Consider the following 15,385-nt stretch of genomic DNA (forward strand, 5'->3'; position numbering starts at 1 on the left):
CTTTTGTCCGGTTGTGCCCAAAGGCGCATATACTTGCCAAAGTCAATCAATTGCATGCCTTTGGCAATCAATCATGAACCAAGCAGCCCCCGCAGACGCAGTCAAGGCCGTGCGCCGTTTCAACCGCTTCTTCACGCGCCGCATCGGAGTGCTCGACCCCTACCTGGGCAGCGAGCTGTCGCTGACCGACGTGCGCGTCCTCTATGAACTGGCGCACCGCCAGGACCTGGTGGCCAGCGAGCTGGCGCGCGAGCTGGGGCTGGATGGTGGCTACCTGAGCCGCATCCTGCGCCGCTTCGAGAATGCCGGGTGGATCAGCCGCGCGCCCAGCGCCAAGGATGCGCGCCAGAGCGTGCTGACGCTGACACCCACAGGCCACGATGCCTTTGCCCCACTGCAACAGCGCTCACGCGAGGAGGCGGCCGCCCTGCTCGCTCCCCTGCCCGCTGCCCGGCAGGCAGAGCTGGTGCAGGCCATGGAGCGCATCGAGGCCCTGCTGGAACCTGCCGCTCCCGGCGGCGCCCCACGCGTGGCCGTGCTGCGCGACCCACAGCCTGGCGACATCGGCTGGGTGGTGCAGCAGCACGGCGAGATCTACGCGCGCGAATATGGCTGGGACATGCGCTTCGAGGCCCTGGTGGCCGACATCGCCGCGCAGTTCGTGCGCAAGTTCCAACCCGAGTGGGAGAAATGCTGGATCGCCGAGCTCGATGGCGAGCGCGTGGGCGCCATCTTCCTAGTGCGCAAGTCGGCCACCACGGCCAAGCTGCGCATGCTGATCCTCTCGCCCAAGGCGCGCGGCATGGGCCTGGGTGCGCGGCTGACGGACGAGTGCATCGCCTTTGCGCGTGCCAAAGGTTACAAAAAAATGGTGCTCTGGACCAACAGCTGTCTCATTACCGCACGTTCAATCTATGCCAAGCGGGGATTTGTGTTGGACAAATCGGAGCCGTACGAAGACTTCGGACAACAATTGGTGGGAGAAACCTGGTCCCTCAAGCTGTGACCCCGCCCCTCACACCCACCATCCGCCCGCTGGTGGCGCATGACGACCTGGCGCGCCTGACCGCGCTGATCCACTCCGCCTATGCCCCGCACGCGGCCAAAGGCCTGCGCTATTGGGCCACCCACCAGACGGTGGAGGACACGGCAAAACGCCTGGCATCGGGCCAGGCGCTGGTGGTGGAGATCGATGGGGACTATGCCGCGACAGCGACCTTGCGCGCCCCGCAGGCGGAATCCAAGGTGGCGCTGTACCGTAACAGCTCGGTATGGTCCATCACGCAGTTCTGCGTGGCGTCCCGGTTCAAGGGCATGGGGCTGGGGAAACTGCTGCATGGGGAACTGCTGGCCCGGGCGCGCCGTGCCGGGGCCGCCACCCTGGCACTGGACACGGCCGAACCGGCCCATGCGTTGATTGCAATGTACGAAAGCTGGGGCTACCAGGTGGTCGGCGAATGCGACTGGAGGCCGCTCACCAACTACACCAGCGTGCTCATGGCGCGTGCGGTCGACCCGCAGCCTCAGGCGCCCTTGGCCCGATAATTTATTACCACTCGCCCACTTCGCGTACGCGCTGGGCCAAGTCGAACTCTTCCTCGTCCTCGAAATCCTCGGCCACCTGCGCAAGGCGCGCGCTGGCGGCACCGCCCGACGCCTGCATGGCCACAACGGACATGGGCGAAGGCACCGACGGTGCAGAAAAGCGGCCGAACAGGTGGCTGGCCAGCGTGCTGGGAAGGGATGCAGTCAGTGGCAGGGCGAACATGGCGGTTCCTTGGGTGCGTTGATTCGTTGTTGTTGACCGAGAATAGTTATCGGCTATGGGTTCAAGTGTAGGAACGGACCGCATCCGCGCTTGTGACAGAACGCACACTTACACGGCCAGGGCCGATCGGCGGGCGCGCGGCTGTGACAGGCGTCACATAACTGCCGCCTACCGGGGCCGACAGTGGTGCGTTTGCGCAACATCTTTGCCCTTGTTCAACGCTGATAAGCTCTGCGCCCCATGCCACAGACCCTCGCCACCCCCGCCCACAGCGAGCTCCTCATCAAGAAAAGCCGCTTCATCGGCTGCGTGCAGCCCATGGCCGACCGCGCCAGCGCCCAGGCCGCAGTGGACGCGCTGTGGAAGCAGCACCCGGGTGCCGCCCATGTCTGCTGGGCGCTGTTGGCGGGCGGCCAGTCGGCTGCGGTGGACGATGGCGAGCCCAGCGGCACGGCCGGCCGCCCCATGCTGGACGTGCTGCGCCACCAGGACCTGGAAGGCGTGCTGGCCACGGTGGTGCGCTACTTCGGCGGCGTGAAGCTGGGCGCGGGCGGGCTGGTGCGGGCCTATACCGACGCCATCGCCCAGGCCTTGCTAAGCGCACCCAAGGTGACGCTGCAGCGCATGGCCACGCTGCAGTGCATGGTGCCCTACGCGTTGGAGGGCCTGCTGCGCCGCGAGGTGGAAGCAGCCGGTGCTGACCTGCTGGATGTGCAGCACGGCACGCTGGTCACCCTGCAGGTGCGACTGCCCCAGGCGCAGGCCGAGGGATTCGTGCAACGCATCAACGACCAGGGCCAGGGGCGCGTGGGGTGGCTGGACTCCGACTGAGCCAGAACAATGGACAAGCGCCTACAAGGCTTCGGCCCCGCGCCCTGCACACTGGCGTTTCCTTGCCACTTCGGGAGACGCGATCCATGGGCCAACCGCCGTTAGACACCATCATCATCGGCGCTGGCACGGCCGGCCTGGCCGCCTTGCGCGAGGTGCGCAAGCGCACGGAGCGCTACCTGATCGTCAACGACGGCCCCTGGGGCACCACCTGTGCCCGCGTGGGCTGCATGCCGTCCAAGGCGCTGATCGAGGCGGCCAATGCTTTCCACCGGCGGCTGGCTTTCGATGAGTTCGGGATCCGGGGCGGCAGCGATCTCCGGGCCGACATTCCTGCGGTGCTCAAGCGCGTGCGTGCATTGCGCGATGACTTCGTGGCCGGTGCCCTGAAGGCCACCGACGACCTGGGCGGCGCCAGCCTCTCGGGCCGGGCCGTGCTGCTGGATGCGAACACCGTGGACGTGGGCGGCGTGCGCTACCAGGCCGACAGCATCATCCTGGCCACGGGCTCGCGTCCCGTGGTGCCCGAGGAATGGCTGGCCTTTGGCGACCGCATCCTGACCACCGACACCCTGTTCGAGCAGGAAACCCTGGGCCCGCGCGTGGCCGTGATCGGCATGGGCGCCATCGGTGTCGAGCTGTCGCAGGCCCTGGCGCGCCTGGGCCTGGAAGTGGCAGCCTTCACCACCGGCCACGCCTTCGGCGGGCTGAGCGACCCCACCCTGAATGCCGAACTGGGCGCCCTGCTCAAGAACGAGATGGTGCTGCACACCCATGCCAAGGCCGAGTTGCGCGAGGTACCCGGCGGAATCGAGGTCAGCAGCGGCGCCAACCGCGTGGTGGTGGACCAGGTGATCGCCGCCATGGGCCGCACACCCAACATCGAGCACCTGGGCCTGGAAACCCTGGGCGAGCCCCTGGACAAGCGTGGCATGCCCAAGGTGGACCCGCAGACCCAGCAGATCGGCAAGCTGCGCGTGTTCCTGGCGGGCGATGCCAATGGCCATGCGCCGTTGCTGCACGAAGGTGCGGACGAGGGCCACATCGCGGGCATGAATGCGCTGGCCGCAGAGCCCACGCGCTTCGTGCGCCGCACGCGCCTGTCCATCGTGTTCTCGGACCCCAATATCGCGGTGGTGGGCACGCCTTTCGACCAGCTCGATCCGGCCCACACCGTGGTCGGTGCGGTGGACTTCGAGCGGCATGGCCGCGCCCGCGCCGCCCTGCGCAACCACGGCCGCCTGTGCGTCTATGCGGACAAGGGCAATGCGCGCCTGCTGGGTGCCGAGATGTGTGCGCCGGATGGCGAGCACCTGGCCCACCTGCTGGCCCTGGCCATCCAGCAAAAGCTCACGGTGCACCAGATGCTGGGCATGCCGATCTACCACCCGGTGCTGGAGGAAGGCCTGCGCAGCGCCCTGCGCAACGCGGCGCGGCACCTGCCGGACATCAGCGAATCGGACCTTGCGGCCTGTGCACCCATCGGTGTGCCTGCGCTGGAATGACGGCCGCCAGGGTGTAACAGTACGCAAGCACTCTTCATTTCGGGAGCAGAATGCCGATAAGAGAGCTAATACCGGAGAACCCCCATGGATGTCGCACTCAGCAACAGCATCGTCAACACCGCCACGGCCCTGGCCAGCCGTGAGACTTCCGATGCCCTGAATGTCCGGGTACTCAAGAAGGCACTGGACATCCAGGCCAGCTCCGCCGCCACACTGCTGCAGGCCCTGCCCCAACCACCCCTGGCCACCTCGGGCACGTTGGGCACCCAGATCAATACCTTTGCCTGACCACAGCCCCGGCAGAAATCCTCGATTTTCTCCAAGGTAAGCCCCTCCAAAGCCGCCCCTAGAGGCGGCATTTTTTTGCGCTATTGCAAGGCCTTGCAGACAGCGCCCGCTCGTCTGCGGCCGCCACAGAGGCCTTTTGCGCACGACGGTCAACAACACCGTTACAAGATGTAGTTAGACTGTTGAATGAAGACAGGTGCCGCACTCGCACATGACGAGCAGTGCGGCAGGCAGGACGTTCCATACCAATCGAAAGGCGAAAAAATGGCTGAGGCAGTGAAGATGCTCAACAACTCCACCGGAATCTCCAAGACGGGATTCCATGGTTTTTCATGGACCACCTTTCTCTTCGGCCCGTTTCCCGCCTTGTTTCGCGCGGACTACCTTACGTTCATCGGATATTTCGCCGTGGCCGCCATCTTCGCGGCCTTGACGGCAGGCATCAGCTGGCTCCCGATGTGCATCATCTGGGCCTTCATCTACAACGGTTTCTACACCAAGAAGCTGCTGGAAAAGGGCTACACCTTCAATGACACACCTGAACGTGTGAACGCTGCCGTTGCAGCGCTGAAGCTGGATGCATCCAGGTTCCAGCCTGACGTGCCCGCCGAGCCGCCCAGCCAGGCCACCGACCGGTTCATGGGCGAGATGTCCGTGGACAACGACGCCTACAAGCTGTTCTTGGTCAAGAAGTACAACATCGAGAAGAACACCACGCTCGATAAATTCGTTGCCAACGAAAAGCTCTTTGGCACCGTGGATGAAGCCATTGCCTACGTCGATGGCATCGAAAAGGGCATCGCGGCCGAACACAGCCAGCGCGCGACACAACAGCAGAATGAAGCCCGGCAGCAGGAGGAAGCGGCGCGCCAGTCTGCCCTGCTGAGCGAAACGGTCGTCGAAGAAGGCACGCTTGCCGGCACCAAATGGACCTACCGCCTGCACCAGGACGGCTCCGTCGTCGTCCGGGACGAGCACGGAGGGGAAAACCGCTACAAGTCCATTGCGGCCGCCAAAGCTGTCATCACCTGGTGGGAATGATTCACTGCGGCCTTCCCGGGCGCCACGCCCGTCATTGCGGCCCCTGTGTGTCCGCCGCCGCAAACCGCTCACGGTAGCCCTTGGGCGAAACGTTCAGGTGGCGCATGAACATGCGCCGCATCACCTCTTCGGAATTGAATCCGCACTGCACGGCGATGGCCTTGTTGCTGTGCCGGTGTGCCTCGATCAGGCGGCAGGCCTTCTCCAGGCGGATGCGCTCCACGGCATGGGCGGGCGTGGTGCCCGTGTGGCTGGCGTAAAAGCGCGCAAAGGTACGCAGGGTCATGCCCATCTGGTCGGCCATGCGCGCCACGCTCAGGTCCAAACGCAGGTGCTCGGCAATCCAGGCATGCAGGCGGGTGATGCGCTCGTCGTCTGCGGTCTGCTCCAGCAGCGCGCTGCTGAACTGCGACTGCCCGCCGGGGCGCTTGTAGAACACCACCAGCTTCTTGGCCACGGCCATCGCGATGTCGCGGCCCAGGTCGGTCTCGACCATGCCCAGGGCCATATCGATGCCGGCCGTGACCCCGGCCGAGGTCCACACCCGCCCCTGGCGGAAGTAGATGGCATCGGGCTGTACATCGATGGCCGGGAACCGCGCCGACAGGTGCTCGCACGCCGCCCAGTGCGTGACCGCACCGGCGCCGTCGAGCAGGCCGGTGTGCGCCAGCACGAAGGCGCCCGTGCACACCGATGCCAGCCGCTCGATGCGCGGTGAGGCACGGCGCAGCCATTGCGCCAGGGTGGCCGCCACCGGGGTGTCCTGCGCCTCCCGGCCTGCGGCGGCGGGCCTGAACACCCCCGGGCCACCCGGCACCACCACCGTCTGTACCTTGCGCGCCAGGCGCTGCGGCAGCGCGCGTGCCACCAGGTCCACCCCGCTCGAGCTGCGCACGGCACCGCCCGACAGGCCGTAGACCCCGGTCTCGTAGACAGGCGTGCGGCCGGCCAGCCGCAGTTCGTCATTGGCCGTGGCGAAGACCTGCAGCGGCCCGCTCACGTCCAGCAGCTGGAATTGGTCGAAAACCAGGAACCAGACCTGGTGGGCGGTGGGTGGCATGGGCGGACCGAGGTTGGCAGAAATCGTGGTGCTTCTGTCCTGACGGACAGACAGACGAATCCTACAGTGGAGCCATCGAAACATCCACCGCAACGAAAGGCCCTCCCCATGAACATCGGCATGCTGGTATTTCCGGACATCACCGCCATCGACTACGTCGCCCCCGCTGACCTGCTGGTGCGCATACCGGGCGCGCAGCTGCACCTGGTGTGGAAGCACACCGACACCCTCCACACGGAGCTGGGCTGGGAGTTCCGCCCCACGGCATCGTTCGACAGCTGCGGCCAGCTCGACATGCTGGTCGTGCCCGGCGGCCCGGGCATCGAGGCCTTGCTGAGCGACGAAGAAACCCTGGCCTTCCTGGCCCGGCAAGCCCAGGGCGCCCAATGGATCGTGGGCATCTGCACCGGCCCGCTGGTGCTGGGCGCGGCCGGCCTGCTGCAGGGCTACCGCGCCACCTGCCACTGGGGCTCGCACGAACTGCTGTCCCTGGTGGGGGCCACGCCGGTGGACGAGCGCGTGGTGGTGGACCGCAACCGCATCACGGGCGCGGGCATGACCTCGGGCATCGACTGTGCGCTGCAGGCGATTGCGCTGGCCAGCAGCGCCGAGGTGGCCCAGGGCGTCCAGCTGTTTGCCGAGTACGACCCCCAGCCGCCCTTTGACACCGGCGCGCCGCACAAGGCACCCGCGCCCCTGGTGCAGGCGGCCCGGGCACGCCTGCAGCCCATCGTGGACCGGCGCCGCGCTCTGCTCAGCGCGCGCCAGACCGCCTGAATCCGATCCAGCCCCTTGCCAGAGAGAAAGCGCCATGCCCCACCTCCACACCCCCGCCCTGACCCGCCGCCACTGCCTGCAGGCTGCGTTGCTGCTGGCGTTTCCGCTCGCGGCCGCCGCGCAGGCCTACAACGGCCCCATCCGCATCCTCGTGGGTTACCCGCCGGGCGGCCCGGCCGACACGGCCGCCCGCATCGTGGCCGAAAAGCTCGCCACCCAGTTGGGCCAGCCTGTGCTGGTGGACAACAAGCCGGGCGCCGGTGGCCAGATCGCGGCCCAGGCACTCAAGGCGGCCCCGGCCGATGGCTCGGTGCTCTTTCTGAGCAACACCCACACCGTGGCCATGGTGCCGCTGACCATGAAGGCGCCCGGCTTTGTGCCCGCCACCGATTTCCGGCCCGTCGGCGCCGTGGCCAACTTCGAACTGGCGCTGGCCGTGCATCCCAAGACCGGGGCCACCACCCTGGCGGAACTGGGTGCGTGGTTCACCGCGCGCCGCGGCGACGCGAGCATCGGCGTGCCGGCGCCAGCGTCCGCACCGGAATTCATTGCCGCCGAGGTGGCCCGCCACCTCAAGGCCGACATCGTGCCCGTGGCCTATCGCGGCGCCACCCCCATGGTGACCGACCTGCTGGCAGGGCAGATTTCGGCGGGGGTGTCGGGCATCTCGGACTTCCTGCAGCACCAGAAGGCAGGCAGGCTGCGCATCCTGGCGGTCAGCCGCGCCACCCCCCTGCTGCCGGGCGTGCCCTCGTTCGCGCAGGCGGGCCTTGCGAGCCTGGATGCGACCAGCGACTTCCTGGGGCTGTACGCCCCTGCCGGCTTGAGCGATGCGGCGGTGGCCCGCTACAACACAGCGGTGAACCAAGCAGTGGCCATGCCCGAAGTGGTGGCCAAACTTCAGGCCAGTGCCATGACGCCGGCCACCGGCACGCCCGCAGAGCAGGCCCAACGGCTGGGTCAGGTGTCGAAGGCGCTGGCAGCGCTGGTCGCGCAAAGCGGCTTCGTGCCCCAGTAGCAGCCCAGGCGGCATGCGACGGGGACACGGCGGGTGATACAAAGAGAGCTACGCCATCACCTGCCCGCAAGACCCGCATGTCCACCGCCCTGCATTCTGCCGATCTTATTTGCGCCCCCCACGAACGTGGCGCCCTGCAAGTGCCCTACCTCAAGCGCTGCTGGTCCAGCTGGATGGCTGCGCGCCAGGGACAGCCCGGCATCGGCCCGCGGGAAGCCCACCGCACCCAGCTTGTTCTGGCCGCCCTGGGCGTGGGGCTGGAGCAGAGCCTGCAGTACGTGCTGCGCGAAGCGCCGGACTTCGCCAGCTTCGAGGATTGGATCGTGCGCACGGCGGGAGCCCCCGACGCCGCCACGGTGGCGCGCATCCAGGCCCTGGTCGATGGCGGCGCGCAACCTGCCGCGCAGCTGGATTTGCATGCCCGCATCGATGCCATGGCACCCGTGCTGGACGCGGCCGATTTGGCCCACTGGGACGAGCATGGCTATGTGGTCCTGCGGCAGGCCGTGCCTGCCAGCGACAGCGCGGCCGCAGCGCAGGTGGTGTGGGATGCCATGGGTGCCAGGCCGGAGGATGCGGACTCCTGGTACCCGAACGCCCCGCGCAATGTCATGGTGCAGCTGTTCCAGCACCCGGCCTTCGAGAAGAACCGGCGGTCCCTGCGCATCCACAAGGCTTTTGCCCAGCTGTGGGGCACCGCCGACCTGTGGCGCAGCACGGACCGCTGCGGCTTCAATCCGCCCGAGCGCCCGGGCCACGCCTACAGCGCCCAGGGCCTGCACTGGGACGTGAGCCTGGTGCAGCCGATTCCGTTCTGCACGCAGGGCATCCTCTACCTCACCGACACCTTGCCGGAGCAAGGCGGCCTGACGGTCGTACCCGGCTTCCACCGCCGTATCGGGCCCTGGCTGGCCAGCCTGCCGCCAGGCGCCGACCCGCGGCGCCAGGATTTCCAGGCCCTGGGCGCCCGCCCCATCGGTGCGGCTGCGGGCGACCTGGTGATCTGGCACCAGGCCCTGCCCCACGGCCCGAGTCCGAACCGTGCCACGCAGCCGCGGCTGGTACAGTACATCAACATGTTCCCGGCCGAGGTGCCGGCCCATGAAGACTGGGTGTGACCATCTGGCCGCTCAGCCGGCTACAGCATGTGCGGCGCGAACATCGAGCGGCGGCTGACGGCCTTGCCCGACACGGTGAACCGACCCTCACCCTGGCAATGCCAGGTGCGCAGCCGCCGGGGCCATGGGGCATCCAGGCGTGCACGGAAAGCTCGATACGCGGGTAATCGGTAGACTTGGAAGCCATGGTGGAGAGATCCGAGGGAGAAGCAAATCAATGAGCAAGGGGCGAATGTTTTCGTGGGCCATCGTGGTGATGCTCGCGCTGGTGCCCGTCAATTCGTTGCGGCTCTGGCTGCAGGGCGAGCCCCCGTCGGGCGCCACGCCGCTCGGGTCCGTGATCGGCGGCGCCGTCGCCTGGGGCATCGCGGGCGCCCTGGGTTTCTTTCTGGTGGTGAGCGCGCGTGGCATCCGCAAGCGCCAGGCCAGCGAGCAGCAGGCACTTGCGCGGCTGCAGGAACAACCCCTGGCCCCCATGGTCCCGCGGCAGGCCTTGGTGCGGCCCGGAGAAGTGGCCTATGCGGCGGTCCAGGCACACCTCAGGGAGGTCCATACCGTGGGTTATGAGACCGAGACCGCGGGCACCAGCCGTCCATCGCTGTTTGGCCTCGTCACCCACCACCGCAGCAACGCCACCAGCATCGCAGTGAATGAAGCCCTCATCGTCGCGACCGGTGAGCTGGTGGTGACCGACGAGCGCGTGATCTTCGCCGGCGACCACAAATCCTTTGCCCTGGCACTCGACACCCTGGTGAACATCAGCGGCTACACCAACGGTTTCACGCTGAGCGATGGCCGGGCAACCCACACAGTCCTCATAGAAGACCCCTACCAGCACGCCGTGTTCCAGTTCACGCTCCAGAAAGCGCTGCACGCGATCGGCATGCGCTGACCATGGCGGCGCAGCGCTACCTGGGCGCTGCCGCAGCCACGCGCCAGATGGCATTGCCCACGTCATCGGCCACCAATAACCCGCCACGCCCATCCATGGCCACACCCACCGGCCGGCCGTAGGCATCGCCCTCAGGGCTGAGAAAGCCCGTGAGCACATCGATGGGCATGCCGGAGGGCTGGCCATCGGCGAACGGCACGAACACCACCTTGTAGCCGCTGAGCGGCTTCCTGTTCCAGGAGCCATGCTCACCAACGAAGGCGCCGCTGGCCAGTTGGGGCGCCAGCGCCGGCGCCTGTGCAAAGGCCAGGCCCAGGGGGGCCACGTGCGAGCCCAGCGCATAGTCGGGTGCCAGGGCCTTGGCCACCAGGTCCGGCCGGGGCGGCTGCACCCGCTGGTCCACATGCTGGCCGTAGTAGCTGTAGGGCCAGCCGTAGAAGGCGCCATCCTTCACCGACGTCAGGTAGTCAGGCACCAGGTCGCTGCCGATCTCGTCGCGCTCATTGACCACCGTCCACAGCGCGCCCGTACCAGGCGCCCAGCCCAGGCCATTGGGGTTGCGCAGGCCGCTGGCAAAGATGCGGTGGCTGCCGCTGGCGCGGTCCACCTCCCAGATGGCGGCACGGCCCTCTTCGGCCGCCATGCCGTTCTCGCCCACATTGCTGTTGGAGCCCACGGTCACGTAGAGCTTGCTGCCGTCGGGGCTGGCGATGAGGTTCTTGGTCCAGTGGTGGTTGATGGGGCCGCCGGGCAGGTCCAGCACCTTGGTGCCCGGCGTGGTGATGCTGGTCTGCCCGGGCTCGTAGGCAAAGCGCAGCACCGCATCGGCGTTGGCCACGTAGAGGTCCTTGCCGACCAAGGCCATGCCGAAGGGGGAGTTCAGGTTCTGCAGGAACACGCTCTTCGTCTCGGCCTTGCCGTCGCCGTCGGCATCGCGCAACAAGGTGATGCGGTTGGCCGAGGGGCGCTTGCCGGAACCGGCCTTGCCCATCACCGTCTTCATGACCCAGCCGCGGATGGCGCCGAACACTCCGCCCGATGGCGCACCCTCGCCCTTGGGTGGCGCCTGGCTCTCGGCCACCAGCACGTCGCCGCCCGGCAGCACCATCACCCAGCGCGGGTGGTCGAGCCCGGTGGCCAGCGGCGTGACCGACAGGCCCGGCACGGCGGCAGTGGGCATGGCGCCCTCGGGCCAGCCCTTGGCAGGCGCGATCTTGAGCGTGGGGATCAGCGATGGGTTGGGCACCGGCAAGGTGGGCGACTTGCCCATGCCCTGCTCGGGCGAAAGGATGGCGGTGTCGCCGCAGGCGGCCAGGCTGGCCGCCAGCACGGGGCCGGCCAGAAGCACCTGCCAACGCAGCGATGTCGAAGGAAAGGAAAGTGGCATGGCATGGGCCTTTGGTCAGAGGGATGGATGGCACGGCGGCAAGGCCGCACGGACCTGCACCGGGCAGTGTGGAGGCGTGGGCCTGCGTGCCCTGTCAGCCAATCGCGCAAAATGCGCGGCCCGCGTTACATTTGCGCTACCCCCCAGGCCCTGCACAGGCACGGCAAGCACACCACCATGAGACTCAAGACCGTCGTCCTGTTGGCGATCATCCTGTTCATCGGCTTTTTCGCGGTCGAAAAGCTGCGCGTGGGCCGCGTGGACAAGAAGCTGCAAGGCCAATCGGCCACGCAGCAGGCCTTTGCCGAGGTGCCGCAGCAGACCGCTACCAGCGCGCCCGCTTTCGCACTGCAGGGCTACCAGGTCAGGCCGCTGGCGCAATTCGCCATCCGCGCCCGGGTGCTCGGGCGCGAGGAATACTCCTTCGGCCGCGAGGCCGACCTGTCCCCCGTGGACCTGGCCCTGGGCTGGCGGCGCATGGCCGAGCCGGCTGTGTACGAGCCGCTCAACATCACCCAGGGCGGGCGCTGGTACCGCTATTCCTGGTCCAACCAGCCGCCGATTCCGCTGCAGGAGATCATCGAATCCTCGGCCAACATGCACCTGATCCCGGCCAACCCGGCCGTCGAGAGGGCGCTCAGGAAGGCGCGCAAGGGCAGCTTCGTGCGCATCACCGGCCAGTTGGTGGAGGTCACGCACCCCGGCGGCTGGCGCTGGACCAGCTCGCTCACCCGCTCGGATTCGGGCGCCAACTCCTGCGAGCTGATCTATGTGGAGACGGCGCAGGTGGAGTAGCCCCTTCGGTGCGTTGAAAAGACGGAAATCCACCGACAAGGTGTCCAGATGTGACGCCTGTCGTTTCCGTGGAATTTTTCACGGTTTTTTGGTGTCGTCGTCAGATCTTTTCGGACTATCCGATAGGGGAAGTTCGGCTTCAGTGAGCTGCCAGTGCCATTCGCAACTCGTAGTTGCTGGGTGACTGGTATCCCAGTGTGGAGTGCAGCCTGACGGGGTTGTAAAAGCCCAGGATGTAGTCCGCGATGTGAGCCTTGTCCTCGGCATAGTTTGCATAATCGCGCTGCCAGACCCGCTCTACCTTCAGATTCAGCAAGAACCGCTCCAACAGATCCAGCACAGCACGGCGAGATAGAGCCAGCCACTGCGCGTGCGCACATAGATGATGTCGCTCACCCATGCCTGGTTGGGTCTGGCCGGCTTGAACTGGCGCGCCAGTATGTTGTCTGCGACGGCAAAGCCATGGCGGCTGTCGGTGGTGTGCGGGAACTTGCGCCGCCAGCGCTCTCGCAGACCGTTGGTGCGCATCAACTGGCGTGCTATGTGGCGCCCAACAGCCCACCCTTGCAACTTCAGCTGCGCACCAGCCAGAGCGGCTGATGCCAATAACCCTGCACCATTGGCTTACCGAGGCCTTCTGCGCCTGTGCTTGTGCACTCACCAGGTCCTGAATCATTTCATTTCCCGGGCGAAGAAGGCCGACGCTTTTTTAGCAGCTCATTGTCCGACTGCAGTTGCCTGACTTGAGATTTCAATTGCCTATGCGCTGCTGCTCGGCCGTCAGTGGCTTACCAATGCCTGGACGCCCGGCCGCCTCTTCGTCGTACTGCGCAAGCCGGCGGCGCGCCGCGCTGTCCACCAGGTCCAGATCCTTGCAGACCCGGCCTACGCTCAGGTCCTGCTCTCGGATCATCTTGACCACTTGCAGCTTGAAAGCCGCGTCAAAGACTCGGCGCTCTCTTTTGTCTTTCATGTTTCGTCATCTCCTTTGGGGTCTATGGGCCCCTATCGAGGTGTCCTATTTCTTTGGACCATGACACTACCAAGTCGCCAGCGGATTTGCGGGGTATTGGGTTACGGTAAACGCACAGTGCTCAAGCCTGCCAAACTCCGCCACAACGGAGGCAAACATGTTGATACAACTGATCTACGCGAGCCGATGCTCGCGCGTTCTGGGGCCTGCAGATGTCAAGGACATCCTGAGTGCATCGCAGCGCAACAACACCCGCGCAGGCATCACGGGTGCGCTGTGCCTGAACAACGGCATATTTCTGCAACTGCTCGAAGGCGACCGTACTGCGGTGAATGCGCTGTACCACCGACTGCTCAAGGATGACCGCCACCGCGACACGGCGATCCTGGACATGAACGAAATCCCGCACCGCCGCTTCACGGGCTGGTCCATGGGGCTGATTGCATCACTTGAAACCAATCGGCAGTTGTTCCTCAAATACTCCGGCACGGCGGATTTCGACCCGTACACCATGGGCACGGCAAGCTTGCGCAGCTTCTTCGAAGAGATCCTGCAGAACGTGCGCTGGCTCGAGTAGCCGTCTTGACGCACAGAGGGACCAAATACTCGCCGAGGAGCTTGTCCCCCTCATTGGCTGAGCCACTGCGGCTGAGTAGTCAACTTCTGCGCCCCGCGGCGGTTTATGGGTGGGCTATGCGCTAGGGAAGATCTGCGCCTTTGGAACGAGCCCTGACTTTAAGCCATCGCTTCCAACGCAACGACCCTGATCCCCAGCCTTCCAGGAACCACCCTCCAACCACGGGGATTGCTATTGGGCAAATAGATTTTACTAATCAGTTATTTTATGACCTGATGGTATATTCGTTATTAAATGTAAACACCTATGCGACGGCGGACGCGTTGTCGACAAGCCGGTTTTTCCATCGTCGTCACCGTCCCCCTCTAAGGCACTCTTCAATGCATACGTGGAAAATCAGTCACCGTCTCATGGCCGGCTTTGGCCTGGTGATCTTGGCCTTGCTGGGCATGTCGATCTACAGCGTGATCATCGCGCGAGGCATCGATAGCGCATTGACGGCCAACGCTACACAGAACGCGGCGATCCAGCGGGTGGCCATCAACTTTCGGGGCTCGGCCCATGACCGCTCCATCGCCGTGCGCGACGTGGTGCTCGCTCCCAGCGAGGAAGCGCGGAAAAAGGAGATTGAGTCCATCGCGAGGCTGGCCGATTTTTATGCAAAGTCGGCCGCCCAGCTGGATGCGGTACTCAAAGCTGCCAGCCTGGTTCCTCCTGAGGTTGAACCTATGGTGCAGGCACTAAAGGACATAGAGGCACGCACTGTGGCCACCACTGTCAAAGTCGTGGCATTAATGCAGTCTGGTGACCGCGCCGGCGCAGAGGCCTTGCTTTGGACTGAAGCAAAGCCGCAATACGAACAATGGCTGGCAGCCGCCAACAAGCTGATCGACTACGAGGAAGCCCGCATCATCAAGAACAGCAACACCGCCAACCAGGATGCCAGCCAGTTCACAGGCGTGATGCTGTCCATCACCTTCCTGGCCGTGCTGATCAGCGTGGCGGTCACCGTGACGGTTTCGCGAAGCATCGGCCGCGAGCTGGGGGCCGAGCCCAGCGAGGTGCGGTCCGTCGTGCAGGCCATTGAGCAAGGCAACCTCACGGTGCCCGTGCAGGTCAGGCCTGGCGACACCAGCAGCGTGATGGTGGCGGTGCGGGACATGCAGCAGCGGTTTCATGAACTGGTGTCGGCAGTGCGCGACAACATCCAGGAACTGCGCGTCACCAGCGACAATATCGGCAGCGGAAATCGAAATCTGGGCAACCGCACTGAGCAGGCTGCCAGCAGCCTCGAAGAAACGGCTGCCAGCATGGAAGAACTCACAGCCACCGTGCGCCAGAGCGCCGACTCGGCC

The 15,385-nt window shown here is 65.8% G+C and carries 16 protein-coding genes and 1 pseudogene; 13 read left to right on the forward strand and 4 right to left on the reverse strand.

What is annotated here, in order from left to right; all coding sequences use genetic code 11:
- Positions 1 to 73 precede the first annotated feature (73 nt).
- Positions 74 to 1,006 carry a GNAT family N-acetyltransferase gene (locus ACK59X_RS09890; RefSeq protein ID WP_409956930.1) on the forward strand — a complete coding sequence of 311 codons (933 nt, stop codon included), beginning with the start codon at positions 74 to 76 and terminating at the stop codon, positions 1,004 to 1,006.
- Positions 1,003 to 1,545, forward strand: coding sequence for a GNAT family N-acetyltransferase (locus tag ACK59X_RS09895; RefSeq protein ID WP_409956932.1), 543 nt, complete (start codon positions 1,003 to 1,005; stop codon positions 1,543 to 1,545). Before ACK59X_RS09890 ends, ACK59X_RS09895 begins: the two co-directional genes overlap by 4 nt.
- Before the next feature lie 4 nt (positions 1,546 to 1,549).
- Here the strand turns inward: ACK59X_RS09895 and ACK59X_RS09900 are convergent, their stop codons facing one another.
- Entirely contained in the window at positions 1,550 to 1,768 is a 219-nt protein-coding gene (locus ACK59X_RS09900) for a hypothetical protein (RefSeq protein ID WP_409956934.1), read from the reverse strand.
- A 240-nt stretch (positions 1,769 to 2,008) separates the two neighbouring features.
- On the opposite strand from ACK59X_RS09900, the gene ACK59X_RS09905 reads away from it, so the two are divergent.
- The 4 genes from ACK59X_RS09905 to ACK59X_RS09920 all read left to right on the forward strand — a co-directional run bounded on the left by ACK59X_RS09905 (position 2,009) and on the right by ACK59X_RS09920 (position 5,433).
- Complete coding sequence (locus ACK59X_RS09905) at positions 2,009 to 2,599, forward strand: IMPACT family protein (protein WP_409956936.1); 591 nt, start codon at positions 2,009 to 2,011, stop codon at positions 2,597 to 2,599.
- A gap of 86 nt (positions 2,600 to 2,685) precedes the next feature.
- Positions 2,686 to 4,104, forward strand: coding sequence for a dihydrolipoyl dehydrogenase (locus ACK59X_RS09910; RefSeq protein WP_409956938.1), 1,419 nt, complete (start codon positions 2,686 to 2,688; stop codon positions 4,102 to 4,104).
- An 84-nt stretch (positions 4,105 to 4,188) separates the two neighbouring features.
- Positions 4,189 to 4,392: a YjfB family protein gene (locus ACK59X_RS09915; protein ID WP_409956940.1), complete on the forward strand. Its 204-nt coding sequence runs from the start codon at positions 4,189 to 4,191 to the stop codon at positions 4,390 to 4,392.
- 186 nt (positions 4,393 to 4,578) lie between these two features.
- On the forward strand, positions 4,579 to 5,433 hold the full coding sequence (locus ACK59X_RS09920) for a DUF2628 domain-containing protein (protein WP_409956942.1): 855 nt from the start codon (positions 4,579 to 4,581) through the stop codon (positions 5,431 to 5,433).
- Positions 5,434 to 5,464: 31 nt separating this feature from the next.
- Here ACK59X_RS09920 and ACK59X_RS09925 read toward each other — a convergent pair whose 3' ends face one another.
- Complete coding sequence (locus ACK59X_RS09925) at positions 5,465 to 6,493, reverse strand: GlxA family transcriptional regulator (RefSeq protein WP_409956943.1); 1,029 nt, start codon at positions 6,491 to 6,493, stop codon at positions 5,465 to 5,467.
- A gap of 108 nt (positions 6,494 to 6,601) precedes the next feature.
- On the opposite strand from ACK59X_RS09925, the gene ACK59X_RS09930 reads away from it, so the two are divergent.
- The 4 genes from ACK59X_RS09930 (at position 6,602) to ACK59X_RS09945 (ending at position 10,298) form a co-directional block, all read left to right on the forward strand.
- The gene (locus ACK59X_RS09930) at positions 6,602 to 7,270 is read left to right on the forward strand and encodes a DJ-1/PfpI family protein (protein ID WP_409956945.1); all 669 of its coding nucleotides are present in this window, start codon (positions 6,602 to 6,604) and stop codon (positions 7,268 to 7,270) included.
- A 34-nt stretch (positions 7,271 to 7,304) separates the two neighbouring features.
- A complete protein-coding gene (locus ACK59X_RS09935; RefSeq protein WP_409956947.1) occupies positions 7,305 to 8,288 on the forward strand; it encodes a tripartite tricarboxylate transporter substrate-binding protein in 984 nt (327 codons plus the stop codon).
- A 77-nt stretch (positions 8,289 to 8,365) separates the two neighbouring features.
- Positions 8,366 to 9,406: a phytanoyl-CoA dioxygenase family protein gene (locus ACK59X_RS09940; protein WP_409956949.1), complete on the forward strand. Its 1,041-nt coding sequence runs from the start codon at positions 8,366 to 8,368 to the stop codon at positions 9,404 to 9,406.
- Between the two features lie 217 nt (positions 9,407 to 9,623).
- Positions 9,624 to 10,298 (forward strand): hypothetical protein, encoded by a 675-nt coding sequence (locus ACK59X_RS09945; RefSeq protein ID WP_409956951.1) that lies wholly within the window; start codon positions 9,624 to 9,626, stop codon positions 10,296 to 10,298.
- Between the two features lie 16 nt (positions 10,299 to 10,314).
- Here ACK59X_RS09945 and ACK59X_RS09950 read toward each other — a convergent pair whose 3' ends face one another.
- Positions 10,315 to 11,685 carry a PQQ-dependent sugar dehydrogenase gene (locus tag ACK59X_RS09950; protein WP_409956953.1) on the reverse strand — a complete coding sequence of 457 codons (1,371 nt, stop codon included), beginning with the start codon at positions 11,683 to 11,685 and terminating at the stop codon, positions 10,315 to 10,317.
- A gap of 177 nt (positions 11,686 to 11,862) precedes the next feature.
- Here ACK59X_RS09950 and ACK59X_RS09955 point away from each other — a divergent pair, with 177 nt between their 5' ends.
- Positions 11,863 to 12,480, forward strand: a complete 618-nt coding sequence (locus ACK59X_RS09955; RefSeq protein ID WP_409956955.1) for a hypothetical protein — start codon at positions 11,863 to 11,865, stop codon at positions 12,478 to 12,480.
- 139 nt (positions 12,481 to 12,619) lie between these two features.
- Here the strand turns inward: ACK59X_RS09955 and ACK59X_RS09960 are convergent.
- Positions 12,620 to 13,453, reverse strand: a pseudogene (locus ACK59X_RS09960) (transposase).
- Between the two features lie 157 nt (positions 13,454 to 13,610).
- Here ACK59X_RS09960 and ACK59X_RS09965 point away from each other — a divergent pair.
- The gene (locus tag ACK59X_RS09965) at positions 13,611 to 14,030 is read left to right on the forward strand and encodes a BLUF domain-containing protein (protein ID WP_409956957.1); all 420 of its coding nucleotides are present in this window, start codon (positions 13,611 to 13,613) and stop codon (positions 14,028 to 14,030) included.
- A 380-nt stretch (positions 14,031 to 14,410) separates the two neighbouring features.
- A partial coding sequence (locus tag ACK59X_RS09970) for an MCP four helix bundle domain-containing protein (RefSeq protein WP_409956958.1) occupies positions 14,411 to 15,385 on the forward strand: 975 nt, incomplete at its 3' end.

Source organism: Acidovorax sp. (assembly GCF_046339755.1).
Classification (GTDB): Bacteria; Pseudomonadota; Gammaproteobacteria; order Burkholderiales; family Burkholderiaceae_C; genus Acidovorax.

Bases quoted from the DNA above. Each gene is read 5' to 3' on its own strand.
- ACK59X_RS09905 (WP_409956936.1), top strand. From the start codon at position 2,009: ATGCCACAGACCCTCGCCACCCCCGCCCACAGCGAGCTCCTCATCAAG.
- ACK59X_RS09950 (WP_409956953.1), bottom strand. From the start codon at position 11,685: ATGCCACTTTCCTTTCCTTCGACATCGCTGCGTTGGCAGGTGCTTCTG.
- ACK59X_RS09945 (WP_409956951.1), top strand. From the start codon at position 9,624: ATGAGCAAGGGGCGAATGTTTTCGTGGGCCATCGTGGTGATGCTCGCG.
- ACK59X_RS09935 (WP_409956947.1), top strand. From the start codon at position 7,305: ATGCCCCACCTCCACACCCCCGCCCTGACCCGCCGCCACTGCCTGCAG.
- ACK59X_RS09965 (WP_409956957.1), top strand. From the start codon at position 13,611: ATGTTGATACAACTGATCTACGCGAGCCGATGCTCGCGCGTTCTGGGG.
- ACK59X_RS09910 (WP_409956938.1), top strand. From the start codon at position 2,686: ATGGGCCAACCGCCGTTAGACACCATCATCATCGGCGCTGGCACGGCC.
- ACK59X_RS09930 (WP_409956945.1), top strand. From the start codon at position 6,602: ATGAACATCGGCATGCTGGTATTTCCGGACATCACCGCCATCGACTAC.
- ACK59X_RS09955 (WP_409956955.1), top strand. From the start codon at position 11,863: ATGAGACTCAAGACCGTCGTCCTGTTGGCGATCATCCTGTTCATCGGC.
- ACK59X_RS09900 (WP_409956934.1), bottom strand. From the start codon at position 1,768: ATGTTCGCCCTGCCACTGACTGCATCCCTTCCCAGCACGCTGGCCAGC.
- ACK59X_RS09915 (WP_409956940.1), top strand. From the start codon at position 4,189: ATGGATGTCGCACTCAGCAACAGCATCGTCAACACCGCCACGGCCCTG.
- ACK59X_RS09925 (WP_409956943.1), bottom strand. From the start codon at position 6,493: ATGCCACCCACCGCCCACCAGGTCTGGTTCCTGGTTTTCGACCAATTC.
- ACK59X_RS09920 (WP_409956942.1), top strand. From the start codon at position 4,579: ATGAAGACAGGTGCCGCACTCGCACATGACGAGCAGTGCGGCAGGCAG.
- ACK59X_RS09890 (WP_409956930.1), top strand. From the start codon at position 74: ATGAACCAAGCAGCCCCCGCAGACGCAGTCAAGGCCGTGCGCCGTTTC.
- ACK59X_RS09940 (WP_409956949.1), top strand. From the start codon at position 8,366: ATGTCCACCGCCCTGCATTCTGCCGATCTTATTTGCGCCCCCCACGAA.